The organism is Streptomyces sp. NPDC004647, from assembly GCF_040609575.1.
Taxonomy (GTDB): Bacteria; Actinomycetota; Actinomycetes; order Streptomycetales; family Streptomycetaceae; genus Streptomyces.
On the sequence record NZ_JBEXKU010000037.1, the window covers coordinates 25,891 to 38,499 of the forward strand.

At 69.4% G+C, this 12,609-nt stretch carries 12 protein-coding genes; 3 read left to right on the forward strand and 9 right to left on the reverse strand.

Annotated elements, in window-relative coordinates; genetic code table 11:
- Positions 1 to 92 precede the first annotated feature (92 nt).
- The 3 genes from ABZW18_RS18155 to ABZW18_RS18165 all read right to left on the reverse strand — a co-directional run bounded on the left by ABZW18_RS18155 (position 93) and on the right by ABZW18_RS18165 (position 5,022).
- Positions 93 to 3,968 carry an AAA family ATPase gene (locus tag ABZW18_RS18155; protein WP_356188436.1) on the reverse strand — a complete coding sequence of 1,292 codons (3,876 nt, stop codon included), beginning with the start codon at positions 3,966 to 3,968 and terminating at the stop codon, positions 93 to 95.
- Between the two features lie 182 nt (positions 3,969 to 4,150).
- On the reverse strand, positions 4,151 to 4,357 hold the full coding sequence (locus ABZW18_RS18160; RefSeq protein ID WP_356188438.1) for a hypothetical protein: 207 nt from the start codon (positions 4,355 to 4,357) through the stop codon (positions 4,151 to 4,153).
- A gap of 383 nt (positions 4,358 to 4,740) precedes the next feature.
- Positions 4,741 to 5,022: an acylphosphatase gene (locus ABZW18_RS18165; RefSeq protein ID WP_356188440.1), complete on the reverse strand. Its 282-nt coding sequence runs from the start codon at positions 5,020 to 5,022 to the stop codon at positions 4,741 to 4,743.
- Between the two features lie 133 nt (positions 5,023 to 5,155).
- On the opposite strand from ABZW18_RS18165, the gene ABZW18_RS18170 reads away from it, so the two are divergent.
- Positions 5,156 to 6,022 carry a CAP domain-containing protein gene (locus ABZW18_RS18170; protein ID WP_356188442.1) on the forward strand — a complete coding sequence of 289 codons (867 nt, stop codon included), beginning with the start codon at positions 5,156 to 5,158 and terminating at the stop codon, positions 6,020 to 6,022.
- Positions 6,023 to 6,042: 20 nt separating this feature from the next.
- Here the strand turns inward: ABZW18_RS18170 and ABZW18_RS18175 are convergent, their stop codons facing one another.
- The 4 genes from ABZW18_RS18175 to ABZW18_RS18190 form a co-directional block, all read right to left on the reverse strand.
- Positions 6,043 to 7,281, reverse strand: a complete 1,239-nt coding sequence (locus ABZW18_RS18175) for a tyrosine-type recombinase/integrase (protein ID WP_356188444.1) — start codon at positions 7,279 to 7,281, stop codon at positions 6,043 to 6,045.
- On the reverse strand, positions 7,281 to 7,475 hold the full coding sequence (locus ABZW18_RS18180; RefSeq protein WP_356188446.1) for a helix-turn-helix domain-containing protein: 195 nt from the start codon (positions 7,473 to 7,475) through the stop codon (positions 7,281 to 7,283). The genes ABZW18_RS18175 and ABZW18_RS18180 overlap by 1 nt, the downstream gene beginning before the upstream one ends.
- Positions 7,476 to 7,477: 2 nt before the next feature.
- Positions 7,478 to 8,869, reverse strand: a complete 1,392-nt coding sequence (gene repSA, locus ABZW18_RS18185) for a replication initiator protein RepSA (protein WP_356188448.1) — start codon at positions 8,867 to 8,869, stop codon at positions 7,478 to 7,480.
- Positions 8,870 to 9,089: 220 nt separating this feature from the next.
- Positions 9,090 to 9,437: a hypothetical protein gene (locus ABZW18_RS18190; RefSeq protein ID WP_356188450.1), complete on the reverse strand. Its 348-nt coding sequence runs from the start codon at positions 9,435 to 9,437 to the stop codon at positions 9,090 to 9,092.
- Between the two features lie 176 nt (positions 9,438 to 9,613).
- Between ABZW18_RS18190 and ABZW18_RS18195 the strand changes: the two genes are divergently transcribed.
- Both ABZW18_RS18195 and ABZW18_RS18200 read left to right on the forward strand, forming a co-directional pair.
- On the forward strand, positions 9,614 to 10,351 hold the full coding sequence (locus tag ABZW18_RS18195) for a GntR family transcriptional regulator (protein ID WP_356188452.1): 738 nt from the start codon (positions 9,614 to 9,616) through the stop codon (positions 10,349 to 10,351).
- A gap of 578 nt (positions 10,352 to 10,929) precedes the next feature.
- Entirely contained in the window at positions 10,930 to 11,364 is a 435-nt protein-coding gene (locus ABZW18_RS18200; protein WP_356188454.1) for a nuclear transport factor 2 family protein, read from the forward strand.
- Positions 11,365 to 11,376: 12 nt separating this feature from the next.
- On the opposite strand, the gene ABZW18_RS18205 is transcribed toward ABZW18_RS18200, so the two are convergent.
- Together ABZW18_RS18205 and ABZW18_RS18210 are read right to left on the reverse strand one after the other, a co-directional pair.
- The gene (locus ABZW18_RS18205) at positions 11,377 to 11,577 is read right to left on the reverse strand and encodes a hypothetical protein (RefSeq protein ID WP_356188456.1); all 201 of its coding nucleotides are present in this window, start codon (positions 11,575 to 11,577) and stop codon (positions 11,377 to 11,379) included.
- A gap of 203 nt (positions 11,578 to 11,780) precedes the next feature.
- Positions 11,781 to 12,479, reverse strand: a complete 699-nt coding sequence (locus ABZW18_RS18210) for a hypothetical protein (protein WP_356188458.1) — start codon at positions 12,477 to 12,479, stop codon at positions 11,781 to 11,783.
- Positions 12,480 to 12,609 lie beyond the last annotated feature (130 nt).

Sequence of the window (12,609 nt, forward strand, 5' to 3'; positions counted from 1 at the left end):
TCAAGTTTCGAAGTCAATAGGTCCCGACGAAGAAGTTTCCGCCAGAGCAAACAGGAGGTGTGTTCAAGTCTTGAAGATTTGGAGAGACTGGGTCAGCGCAGCCGCTGGCTGATGACCTTCGAGACACCGTCTCCCTGCATCGACACGCCGTAGAGCGCGTCGGCGACCTCCATGGTCCGCTTCTGGTGGGTGATCACGATCAGCTGGGAGCTCTCCTGCAGCTCGACCATGATCCGGATCAGCCGCTGGAGGTTGGTGTCGTCGAGCGCGGCCTCGACCTCGTCCATCACGTAGAAGGGACTCGGCCGTGCCTTGAAGATCGACACGAGCATGGCCACCGCGGTCAGCGACCGCTCCCCGCCGGACAGCAGCGACAGCCGCTTCACCTTCTTGCCGGGCGGACGGGCCTCGACGTCCACACCCGTGGTGAGCATGTTGTCGGGGTCGGTCAGGATCAGCCGGCCCTCGCCCCCCGGGAAGAGCCGCGAGAAGACCCCCTCGAACTCGCTGGCCGTATCCCGAAACGCCTCCGTGAACACCTGCTCGACGCGCTCGTCGACCTCCTTGACCACCTGGAGCAGGTCGGCGCGGGTCTTCTTCAGGTCCTCCAGCTGCTCGGTCAGGAAGTTGTGACGCTCCTCCAGCGCCGCGAACTCCTCCAGCGCCAGCGGGTTGACCTTGCCCAGCTGCTGATACGCCCGCTCGGCGGACCTCAGCCGCTTCTCCTGCTGTGCGCGGACGTACGGCACGGGCTGGTTGCGCGGGTGCTCCGGGTCCTCGGGCAGCTCCTCGCCCTCGGCGGGCGGGGACGGCGGCACGAGCTCGCCCGGCCCGTACTCCGCGATCAGGCCGGCCGGCTCGACACCCAGCTCCTCCAGTGCTTTGGTCTCGAGCTGCTCGATGCGCAGCCGCTTCTCGGCACCCAGCACCTCACCCCGGTGCACCGAGTCGGTCAGCTTGTCCAGCTCGGCCTTCAGGTCCCGGCCCCGGTTGCGCTCCGCGACGAGGCCGGTCTCCCGCTCCGCCTTCGCCAGCTCGGCGGCGGCGCGCTCCTCCTCGGCCCGTACCAGTGACACCTCGATGTGGGCGAGCAGCTGCCGGGAGCCGTCGGCGACCGCGGAGGCGACGGCGGCCTCGTGGCGCAGCCGGGCACGCCGCTGTTCCGCCCGCGCCCGTGCCTCGCGCTCGGCACGCGCGGCACGGTCGAGCGAGTCGGCCCGCCCTGCGAGCCCCTTGGCCCGCTCCTCGTGGGTACGGACCTGGAGCCGCGCCTCCATCTCGGTCTGCCGGGCGTTGGCGCCGTCCGCGGAGAGCCGGTCGCGCAGGGAGGTGTCGGGCTCCTCCTCGCCCGGGGCCTCCTCGGCCGTATACAACCGCTCCGCGAGCTCCTCGGCCTCCTCGGTGGCCCGATGCAGCGCTTCCTCGGCCCTGGTGGCGGCCGCGGTCATCCGCTCGGCCTCCCCGGCCGCCGCCCGCGCCTGTCCGGCGAGACGGCCCAGTGACTGGGCGACCGTGGACTTCTCCCGGTCCGCGGCGCTGCGCTGCCGTGCCAGGTCCTCGACGCGCGCCACACACTCGGTGCGCCGCTCCCCCGTCAGGTGCTGGGCCCGGGCCAGTTCCTCGCACCGTACGGCCAGCTCCTCGAGCTCCGCCGCCGCCTCGTCGACCGACGCATGCACTTCCAGCAGACTCGGGGCCCCGGCGGAGCCGCCGTGCGCGAAGTGGGCGCCGAGCAGATCCCCCTCGGCGGTGACGGCAATCAGATCCGGGTGGCCGGCGACCAGGTCCTCGGCGTCCTCCAGAGTCCCGACGACCACGACGTCCCGCAGCAGCCGACGCACGGCCGGCATGAGCCCGTGCGGGCCCTCTACGAGATCCGCGGCGTACGGGGGGCCGCCGTCGGTCGGCCGAGCGGTGCCGGCGTCCTGGGCCGACCGGGCGCCGGGAACGGAACCCGCTGTGGCGGCCGCGGGAGCAGGAGCCCCGGCCGCACCGTCCGGCACTGCGCCGTCCTCGTGCGAGCGTTGTCCGCTGGGCACCGAGGTGCCGGAATTCGGACGGGGTACGCCGAAAGCGGACCGGGCCGTGACATCGCCCGGCGGGCCCGTCGAGGTGCCTTCCGCCTCGTCTCCCGGAACGGTCCCGATCGGAACCGTGGTCACAGCGGCCCGGTGCTCGCCCGCGGGCGAGGGCACCCGCCCCTCTCCCGCGGCCGGGCCGCCGGAAGCGGTTCCCGCGCCGGGGCCCGGGGCGCCGCCCAGCACTATGGCCGCGCGCCCCGCGTCCTGCTTGCGGAGGAGGCGGAGCGCGTCGGCCGCGGTCGACGGGTCCGTGACCGCGATCGCATCCGCGGCAGCGCCCAGCGCCGCAGCCACCGGGACCTCGAAGCCAGGCGCGACCGTGAGCAGTTCGGCGGCAGGGCCCAGGAGGCCGGTCAGCCGGTCGGCGGCGCCCAGCAGCGCCCCCGTGCCGTCCTTGCGGCGCAGGCCCAGCGACAGGGCTTCGTGCCGGGCGGCGGTCGCGGCGCGCATGCGCTCGGCCGCGGTGGCGGCCTCCCGGGCAGCGCTCAGGGCGGCCTCGGCCTCGGCCAGTTCGCCCTTCGCCCGCTCGTGCCGGTCGGCCAACTCCGCGTCACCCGCGTCGAGTCCGTCGACCTCGGCCTGGAGCTGCTCGTACTCCTCCTGCGCGGTGACCGCTCGCTCCTGCGCCTCGTCCCGCGCATGGGCCAGCCGGTCGATCTCGGCCTGCGCGGACCCGGCCCTGCTGCGGGCCGCGTTGACCTGTCCGTGCAGCCGGGCAAGGCCCTCACGCCGGTCCGCGATGGCCCGCGCCGCGTCCTTGAGGCGCCGCTCCTCCTGCGCCAACTCCCGTTCCAGTTCGGCCCGGTGGGCGACGGTGTCGTCCAGGGCCCGGTGTGCGGCCTCGAGCGCGGCCTCCAGCTCCGCTTCCTGTTCGCGGATCCGGGCCGCCTCGCGCTCCATGTCCTCGGGGTCTCGGCCGCGTCTCTCCTCCGCCGGGGCGGCCGTCGCGCTCTTCACCCGTGCGTCCGCGAGGCTGACCGTGCCGCGTACCCGCTCGGCGAGCTGCGACAGCTCGTACCAGGTCTGCTGAGCCCGCTGGAGCCGCGGCGCCAGGGTCCGCACCTCCTCCTCCAGCGCCGCCTCACGCTGCAGCGCCGTGCGCACCTCGGCCTCGGCCGCCTCCTTGCGCTCCTTCAGCGCCGCCTCGTCGGCGACCTCGGCGCGCAGCGCCTCGCGCAGGGTGACGAGATCGTCGGCGAGCAGCCGCAGCCGGGCATCGCGCAGATCTGCCTGGATGACGGCGGCCCGCCGGGCCACCGCCGCCTGACGCCCGAGCGGCTTGAGCTGCCTCCGCAGTTCATCGGTCAGGTCCTGGACGCGTGCGAGATTGGCCTGCATCGCGTCGAGCTTCCGCAGTGCCTTTTCCTTGCGCTTGCGGTGCTTGAGGACCCCGGCCGCCTCTTCGATGAAGGCCCGGCGTCCCATCGGGTCGGCGTGCAGCACCGAGTCGAGCTGTCCCTGGCCGACGATGACATGCATTTCGCGGCCGATGCCGGAGTCGGACAGCAGTTCCTGAATATCGAGGAGCCGGCAGGTGTCGCCATTGATCTGGTATTCGCTGCCACCGTTGCGGAACATGATCCGTGTAATGGTGACTTCGGCGTACTCGATGGGCAGTACGCCGTCGGAGTTGTCAATGGTGAGCGAGACCTCGGCGCGGCCGAGTGGCGGCCGGCCGGTGGTCCCGGCGAAGATGACGTCCTCCATCTTGCCGCCGCGCAGCGACTTCGCTCCCTGCTCGCCCATGACCCAGGACAGCGCGTCCACGACATTCGATTTGCCGGAGCCATTGGGGCCCACGACACACGTGATACCGGGCTCGAAGCGCAGCGTCGTGGCCGAGGCGAAGGATTTGAATCCGCGCAGGGTCAGGCTCTTCAGGTGCACGCCGTCGGACTCTACCTTCGCGTTCGGGTTTCACCAGGGAGTTTCACCAGGGGAAACGCAGGGCACATCTTGCGTAGGGGAGGCGCCCTACGGACCGGGCGGAAAAGAAGAAGGGACGCCTAAGCGTCCCTTGCAGATTCTCAAGCGGCTGACGTGCAGCCCGACCGGCCTGAGGGCTGTGGTCAGGTGAGCGCAGGCTCCGCCTGGGGTACGTCGATGCTGTCGAGCAGCGAGTCACCGTGGTGCGCGGCGGCGGACAGCGCGTCGTTCTCGGCCTGAATCCGTACGATCTCGGATTCGAGGTCCTGGACACGCTGCTGGAGCCGTCGCATCTCGGAGAGGAGTCGCGGGTCGGAACCGCCGACGTAACCGAGAAGCGCCTTTGCCATGATGGATGGTCCTCCACACTGAGTGACCGACCGAAGCGGTGTGGGTCGATTGGGGGATTCGCACCCGCGTGCCTGCCAAATCACCATGGTTCTCGGTGTCAAACAGGTCAGGTGCGTGGGGATTCCAGCGTCTCACCAAATGGTTTGACGGTCAACACGATCACACCCCGTATCCTCGGGTGGCCTGGAGTGCGCGCGGCGATGACATGCGCGGCGCTGCTCTCTCCAGGGGGCCCGCGGGGCGTGGAGATCATCCTTAGTGCCGCAGCCTTGCACGACCTCGCGTTCTTGGCAACCACCAGGTCACCCCAGCCCCGCGCACATGCCCAGGGCACCTCGGGAGCGCCGACACGCCCGGCGGTGACGGTGAGCGGTGCCGAGGTTCAGCGAATGGCGAAGCTGTCGTAGATGCACCGCGGGGTATCCCAGATCTCCGTCACGCCGTCGACGTTGCCGGGCGTGTCACCGGTCCGCAGCCAGTCGAGCAACAGCTCGCAACTGCGCCGGGGGCCCTCGGCGACGACCTGGACCCGCCCGTCGCCCAGATTGGACGCGAAGCCGGAGAGCCCGCCGATGGCCAGGGCGTTCGCCCGGGTGAACCAGCGGAAGCCGACGCCCTGGACACGGCCCCGCACCCACGCGGTGAGTCGGACATCCTCGTTCATGTGAGCACGCTAACCGGCCAATTGCTCATAGAGCACCTCGCCCCCATGCGTCATGGCGTACAGTCGCCGACCAAACGAACCTCATCCGTACGAGTGAAGCGTCTTGACGCCGAGCATGTGGAGGAAGGCCGCGATGGGCCGCCACCGACGCACTGCCCCCGAGCCGCTGCCGAACGCTGCCGCCGGCCGGCACCGTGGTGTGCGCCCGAACCGTGCTCCCGTTCGGACCGGTCTCCTGGGTGCGTCCGCCGCCATGGCGGTGGGCGCTGTCGCCATGGCCTCCGGGCTACTGCCCGGCAGCGGCGACGAATACACCATCGGCTCCGGCACCGATTCCGGCGGCCGGGTCCGCGCCGGGGATCTGCCGACCCTGGGGACTCAGGGCGCCCCTTCCGCGGTCCCGACCGACCGGAGTTCCACCCCGGCGGATCGCGGCGGGGAGCGGGCGGACTCTCCCACGGCCCTCCCCTCGCAGTCCCGTTCCCGGGGCCCGTCCGAGCCGTCGGCGACTCCGTCGCAACGGACCTCCCGCTCCACGGACCGCGCCGACGTACCGCGCCCTTCCGGTACGACCACCTCCGCTCCGGAGAAGACCGCACCCGGCACGAAGGCGCCCGCCACCGAGAAGGCCGCCGAGGCCGAGGTGCTTACCCTGGTCAACCGCGAGCGGGCGACGGCCGGCTGCCGGCCGGTGACCCCAGACCGGGAACTCGCCGGGCTGGCCGAGGACTTCAGCGAGGACATGGCCGAGCGCGGCTTCTTCGACCACACGGCGCCCGACGGCACGAACCCGTGGGACCGGGCGGAGAAACTGGGCATCAGCGGCCTGGGCGGCGAGAACATCGCGCGCGGCCAGGCGGACGCCGAGGCGGTCATGGATGCCTGGATGGACAGCCCCGGCCACCGCGCGAACATTCTCAACTGCGACTACAAGACCCTCGGGGTAGGAGCGCACTTCGCCGACGGCGGCCCCTGGTGGACCCAGGACTTCGGCTTTTGAGATAGCCGCAGGTCAGGGGGTTACCCGACCGCTGGGGCCGTCTCCGGGCCGCCATCCGTAGAGGACACGGCCCCGAACACGCGATCAACGGCAGCCCGGGTCCGGGTCTCGCTCGCGGGCATCAGGTGCGTGTACGTCCGCAGGGTGAAGCCGGGGTCATGGTGGCCGAGGTACTCGCTCAGGGCCTTGATGCTCTCGCCCGCGTCCAGGAGCACCGAGGCGTAGAAGTGCCTCAGGGCGTGCATACCGTTCTCCCGACCGGTGACCACACCAGCCTCCCGGAGGGTGGGACGCCATACCCGATCGTTGACGCGATTCCGGTTCAGCGCCAGCCGCTCGGGACTGGTGAAGATCAGCGTTGCGGTGACCGGTGGCCCGTCCAAGGTCTTCCACGGCAATGTGGTTTGGACCGACGGATACCGCGTGATGTGTCCGGCGAGCGCGAAGGCGACTGACTCGGGCAGCGGCACATCTCGGATCTTGCCGCCCTTGGGTGGAGCGAAGACCGGCCGTCCACGGAGGAGCTTCACTTGCCGGACCACGTGAACGATTCCCCCGAGGAAGTCCACCTCCTCCACGGCCAGGCCGAAGATCTCACCCTGTCGGAGCCCGCATCCGGCAGCCGGTTCGATCATCGCGCGGTACCGGTCGGGCAGCTTGGCCCGGACGGCCTTCACGCGATCTTCGGTCCACGGCTTGATCTTGTGAGGGTCGAGGCGAGGAGCCTTGACCGACCGTGACCGACAGGGGTTGTCCCGGATGATCCGGTCTTCCACAGCAGCCGTGAACACTGTTGAGACGTGCGCGAAGATCCCCCGGCGGTAGGCAGCGGAGAGGCCCGCCTCCTCCAAGGCGCGTATCCAAAGCCGGATGTGAGAAGGCTGGAATGACGCCATCGGCCGTGCGCCCAGGTGCGGGACGGCATGAAGGCGGAGGCGCATTTCGACGGACTCTCGCGTCGCCGGATCGGTGGTCTGTGTCGCCAGCCACCCCGTGACGTATTGCGCGAAGGTGGCTTTCCCGGCACTCGGGTCGATGTAGTCTCCGCGCGACATGTCCGCTTCGATGTTGGCGATCCAGGCCTCAGCCTTGCGCTTCTGCTTGTCGGGGAATGAGCGGCTCTTCTCGGTGCCGTCGGGGCCGACGTAGCGGGCGCGGTAGCGCAGGCCGATGCCGTGACGTTCGGTCTTGGTCTTGAGGGTCTTGCCGTCCGGGCCGGTGGTGGTCTTGTACCAGCGGTCTTGCACGTGGCCAGCCATCAGGCGGCCCCTTCCATGAGGTCGGCGACCCAGCGGCGGACATCTTCGGGGTCGTAGCGCAGGTGTCGGCCGACGCGGAAGCCGCGGGGACCGGTGCGCTTGCGCCGCCACTGGTAGACCGTCTCCACGGGCACGCCCAGGAGATCGGCGAGGTCGATCGGTGTCAGATAGCGGTCGGGGAGCGGGCGGGCCATGGTCACCACTCCCCCTCAGCGGCTTGCAGCTCGGCGAGTGCTTCGCGGGCGGTCTCACGGTGGTCGCGGATGTCGCGGGCAATGGAGGATGCGAGCCAGGACTCGCCGGGGGTGTGGCCCTGTCCGGCGTAGGTCCAGTGCGCCAGCACCAGCACCGGGTCACCGTCCGGCGTCTCCGGGGTGGGGTCGGGCAGGTTGTGGCGGCGGCGTTCCTCCTGGGCTCGGTAGTCGGCCCTCACCTGCCGCAGGGCTCCGAGGGTGACGGAGTAGCGGCGGGACTTGGTGGAGAAGTGGCCACGGAAGCCGAGCATGTGCGACCAGTGCGCCAGCTTGCGGTCTGGGTAGTCCGCATCCAGCTCCCAGCAGGTTTCGATGAGCCGCCGGGCGTGGGCGGGCAGCCGGGCACGGTCCAGCTCGGAGAGCTCCCCGATCCGGCGGTCCACGGTGCCGGTGGTCTCGGCCGCCTTGGTGGCGTACTTAGCCACGTAGGCGGCGACCGCCTTTTCGGTCAAGTCACCGTCCAGGCCGGAGCCGATCCGCTGAACGTCGACCTGGTTACCCCAGCGCAGGGTCCGGGCGGGGAAAGCGCCGGCGGGCGGGACCGGTACGGCGACCTTCGCGGCGGCGGCCCGGATGACGTCGGTCAGCAGCTCCACCGTGGCCCACGGCGGGGGCGGGGAGTCGGGGCCCTCGGGTCCGTCGATGCGCACCACGGCGTGGAAGTGGACCGCGCCGCGCTTTTGGAACTCGGCGACCTTGCCGTAGGAGATCCGGGCCTGCTCGGTGACTTGGTACTGGTGGAGGCCGACGCGGGCGGCGATCTCCCGGCGCAGGTAGATGGTGAAGCGCTGCCACAGCTGGCCCGCGTGGTTGTTCCACAGCACTGCCCCGGCGTAGTCGTACCGCCCAGGGGCGAGCGGAGTGCCCAGGGCCGGGTCATGCTCGCCGTGCCGAGTGCCGCAGCGGCAGCAGCCCGTAGCGGGGCGGTTGTGCACCGGGCCGAAGGAGGGAGCGGTCAGGGTGGCGAACACCTTGGGGTGCGTGCGCACGGTCACGGGCACGGCCTTGCGGGTGTCGCCAGTAATCCCGGCGCGGATCAGATGGTAGGTGTCCCCGGCGTACATCCACGCGCACGAAGGGCAGCGCGAGGCACGCCGGTTGCCGCACGCCACCCGAAGCCGCCCACCCGGCTCGCTCACCGTCGAGTAGGCGACGACCTGCCCCGTACGGGTGTCTACGGTGGTCTTCGAACCCATCAGGTGAACGGGCTGGGCACAGCCGCCGGTACGCCGAACCTGCTCCCGCCAGCGGTCGAAGCCCGGGGAGTTGGCGACCCTCAGCAGGTCGGCGAGGGTGATCGGGTCGGTGCCCAGGGCGGCCGCAGTGTCAGCCACGGCCGCCGGAGCAACAGGAAAGCCTGTCACTGGGCGACTCCCTGGGCAGCCCAGCCAAAGGAGGCGTCCCGAGGGCAGACAAGGTCACCGTCGTGGGTAAGGACCCGCAGCCCGTCCACCTCCACCCAGGTCCAGGATGGGAACCGGCCCTTGCAGCCGGGGCACGGCACGCGGTCGAGGTCCCAGTGCCACCACACAGACGTCTCCACCCACGCAGACGTCATGCCATCACCCCCGCAGAGGCGATCACCGGGCGGTGCACGACGCACGGATGGAAGAGCGGGCTGTCGTCCTCGAACTCGTCGAGGGTCAGCGGGACCCAGCCGGTGTAACCGTCGTTGTGCGGCCAGCACGCCACCCGGCACGGGCAGGCAGTGGCGGACCCCAGCGCGGCGCAGACCTCGCACGAGCAGCCGGTGACGCAGAAGCACGGAACCAGCGCACCCGGAGTACCGGTGAGCTCCCCGTCGTCATCGACGGACACAACCGACCCCAGGCAGTCCCGACAGACGTCCTCGTCGTCCACCGTCACGGGAGAGGAGTGCGGAGCAGTGAGCGTGACAGGCATGATGAAAGCTCCCTTCGAGGGAGCCGGGGGTGGCGATTCTGCTTGGCGGTAGGCCGCCACCCCCGGCGAACGTGTACTAGCTCACGTCTATGTATACGTCTGCTAGTACGCGATGGCAAGGGGCTTTCGGGGGTACGCTTCTCTGCGAGCTAGTAGACGAGCTCGAAGGAGGAGAGATGACACCGCGAGTCCAGCGGGCCGCGCCGCCGTTCATGCAGATCGCGGACCATTTCCGACAGCAGATCGTTGACGGTGCCCTACCGCAGGACACCAAGCTGCCGTCCATCGCCGAAATTGCCGATGAGTGGGGTGTCGCCACTGCCACGGCCGCGAAGGGCGTAAAGCAGCTCCAGGCCGAGGGATACGTGCGTTCGTCAACACAGGGCACCTTCGTGGACCTTGGGCGCAAGCTGACGAGCGGTTCGGACCGCCTTCAGCTCCAACGGGCGACGGGCAGCGGCTTCCGGGACGGCGAGCGCGTCGAGATCGTGAGCGCCGGTCTGGTGCCCGCGCCGGGCGGCGTGGCAGAGGCGCTTGGACTGGCAGAGGGGGCGCAGGTCATCCGTCGCCAGCGGCGGTACCTGGACGACGAGGGTGTGATCACCCTGTCCACGTCATGGCTGCCGGGTGAGCTGGCCGAGGATGCGCCCGAGTTGGCCGTGCCGGAGCCTCTGCCGAAGATGACGTTCGGGCTGGTCGAGGACCGCACCGGGCGGCGAGCCGTGCGCAGGCGCGATGTCGTATGCGTGCAACCTGTCCCCGAAGACGCGGCCGCTTTGCTCGATGTCGAGGCGGGCACTCTCGCCCTGACCATGAGCAACTACTACTGGGACCAGCATGGTTCTATGACGGAGTACGCCACCGACTTCATGGGGGCGGGACGCCAGCTCACGGCGGAGTACGACCTGAACTAGCGGGTTCCCAGCAGCCTGTTACAGGTTTCTCTACCTCGATCAAGGCGGCTCGCTCCGCTCGCCGCGCGCTCCCCGGCTCACCGCCGGGGCCCGACGCTCCTGTCTCCGCCCCGCTCCGGGCCCCGGCTCCGCCGGTCGCGCGACTAGAGCGAGCAGTGAATGAACAGCGGGGCTCCGCCCCACACCCCGGCCCTCTCTCGGAGGGGCGGCAATGCTCACACGCTCGCGATCGTCGTGGTGCGCGATGTGGGGGCGCGGGGGAGGTCCCTCCTCGGTCGGCCACCCAAGGGCGTGCCAGGAACCTCCAGGGGCTGCCAAGGCCGAGCGCAAGCGTCACAGGGTGAGCCTTGGCAGCCCCTGGAGAACCCTGGCGCGGCTACGCTGCCCGACCGAGGAGGGACCTCCCCCGCTCCGCTCGTGTTCTGCCGGAGGACCGGCGTGGCCCGTCCATGTGTGTCTCGCTGTCTCGCTTAAGTGCGTGGGGCAACCGGGTGGACTGTCATCTCGTTCTCCGGTCTGCTCGTGCGCGGCCGCGGTGGGAGAATGAAGTGGGTGATCCGCAGTTGAGGAGGTGGATCATGGGACAGGCTCGTGAGGTCATGGACCGGCTCACGGATGCGCTCACCACACACCCGGATCTGAAGGCCATCGCCGAGCTGTATGCCGAGGACGCGGTCGCCGTCACCCCCGACGAGGGGGAGATCCGCGGGCGCGACAACATCGTGGAGTACTGGCGGCAGATGACGGAGGCGGTCCCCGAGGCCACGTTCGAGTCGTTGCACGCGTACGAGGTCGGCGACACGGCCATCGACGAGGGGATCTTCAGCGGCAGGAACACCGGGCCGCTGCATCTGCCCTCCGGGGAGACTCTTCCCGCGACCCAGAAGGAGATCAGGATCCGCGGGGTGGACATCGCCACCGTGACGGACGGCCGGATCGTCGACTACCGGCTCTACTTCGACGAGATGGACTTCCTGGGGCAGCTGGGGCTGCTGCCCGATGTGCCGTCCTGAGCACTCGTCCGCTTAGGTGGCCGAGGGCCCCACTGCCAGTGTGATCTTTGCCACCTCGTCGCCGCTTCCCTCATGATCAGGGTGCGCCAGGTACGTTTCGAGGTGGCCCGAGTTGCCCAGCGCATCGAGGGCGACAGGCGACAGGTTCAGCGTGATGTTCAGCCCTGCCGCAGCCCGGAAGACTTCGGCACTGACCGTGACTGGTTCGCTCATGTGGGCGGAAGTTACAACCCGGGACCGGCGAACTCCAATCGGTCATCGTGTCCCCTGCGCCCGAAGGGTCAGCGACCAAGGGGGAACAGCGGCGTGTGACCCAGGAACGTGCAGGTCAGCATCCCGTCAGGTCAGCCCACCAACCTGACGCTCCAGGATTCGCCTCGCCGGCGCTTGACTGGGTCATTGAGACTCCGCCGACCTCATACGACCTTGTGAAATCTGGACCACCCCACATGAGGCGCCCAGGTGAAGCCATCTCCCGTATCCCACGTGCTCATGGCCCAGAGGTGCGTGATCTCATCAGGCAGCACTGGGGCCACGGTCGGGAGAGGCCCGTCAGGCCTCATCAAGGGGTCAAAGGCAACGAAGGGTGCAGTAGTAAAACCGGGCAGGAGTACGAACAGATGCCTCTCGTCTGCTTCCGAACGCCTCAGCTTTGCGAGGTTGTCAGCCTGCTGCGGCTCGACCAACCAATCGCTGACCCAATGAGCGAAGGCGTCTCCCGTGTCGGCAACCATGCCGCCAGACTTCTCGGGCGGCAGGCTGATGGTGCAGTAGATGCTGCCGGGAAAGTCCGTGCTTGGTGACTGGTGTGCGAAGACAACCCCAAGCGCATCTGCTTGGCGCACGAGATCTTCTGCTGGCCCATATGTCTCACCCAAGCGCGTGATGCCCAGTTGTTCTAGCTGTGCTAGCAGCTGGGGAAGCTTCGCACGCACGTGCTTAGCCCGAGCTGTGGGCAGCAGCTCTATCGTCCAACCGCCAGCGAGCTCGTCGCGAATCCAACGCCCGCGACGCGCCATGCTCTTCCAAAGTTCGATCGACTCCGCGTCGGCAGCTGCTGTGACTTCCAGGGCCGCAAATATCTGCCCGGCCCGAATCAAATGGAAGTCGTGCATACCCGGGCGGCTTCCATCGTCGTGAGGAGAAACCTCAACGCCGGGCAAGGCCTCCCGAAGGCACTCAGCTACCCATTGCTCTTCCTCGCGAGTCCGTCCCATAGATAGAACTATGCCGAACGGTGCGCTA

Bases quoted from the DNA above. Each gene is read 5' to 3' on its own strand.
- ABZW18_RS18165 (WP_356188440.1), bottom strand. From the start codon at position 5,022: ATGAACGAGGATGTCCGACTCACCGCGTGGGTGCGGGGCCGTGTCCAG.
- ABZW18_RS18160 (WP_356188438.1), bottom strand. From the start codon at position 4,357: ATGGCAAAGGCGCTTCTCGGTTACGTCGGCGGTTCCGACCCGCGACTC.
- ABZW18_RS18195 (WP_356188452.1), top strand. From the start codon at position 9,614: ATGACACCGCGAGTCCAGCGGGCCGCGCCGCCGTTCATGCAGATCGCG.
- ABZW18_RS18170 (WP_356188442.1), top strand. From the start codon at position 5,156: ATGGGCCGCCACCGACGCACTGCCCCCGAGCCGCTGCCGAACGCTGCC.
- ABZW18_RS18200 (WP_356188454.1), top strand. From the start codon at position 10,930: ATGGGACAGGCTCGTGAGGTCATGGACCGGCTCACGGATGCGCTCACC.
- ABZW18_RS18205 (WP_356188456.1), bottom strand. From the start codon at position 11,577: ATGAGCGAACCAGTCACGGTCAGTGCCGAAGTCTTCCGGGCTGCGGCA.
- ABZW18_RS18190 (WP_356188450.1), bottom strand. From the start codon at position 9,437: ATGCCTGTCACGCTCACTGCTCCGCACTCCTCTCCCGTGACGGTGGAC.
- ABZW18_RS18175 (WP_356188444.1), bottom strand. From the start codon at position 7,281: ATGGCTGGCCACGTGCAAGACCGCTGGTACAAGACCACCACCGGCCCG.
- ABZW18_RS18180 (WP_356188446.1), bottom strand. From the start codon at position 7,475: ATGGCCCGCCCGCTCCCCGACCGCTATCTGACACCGATCGACCTCGCC.
- ABZW18_RS18210 (WP_356188458.1), bottom strand. From the start codon at position 12,479: ATGCACGACTTCCATTTGATTCGGGCCGGGCAGATATTTGCGGCCCTG.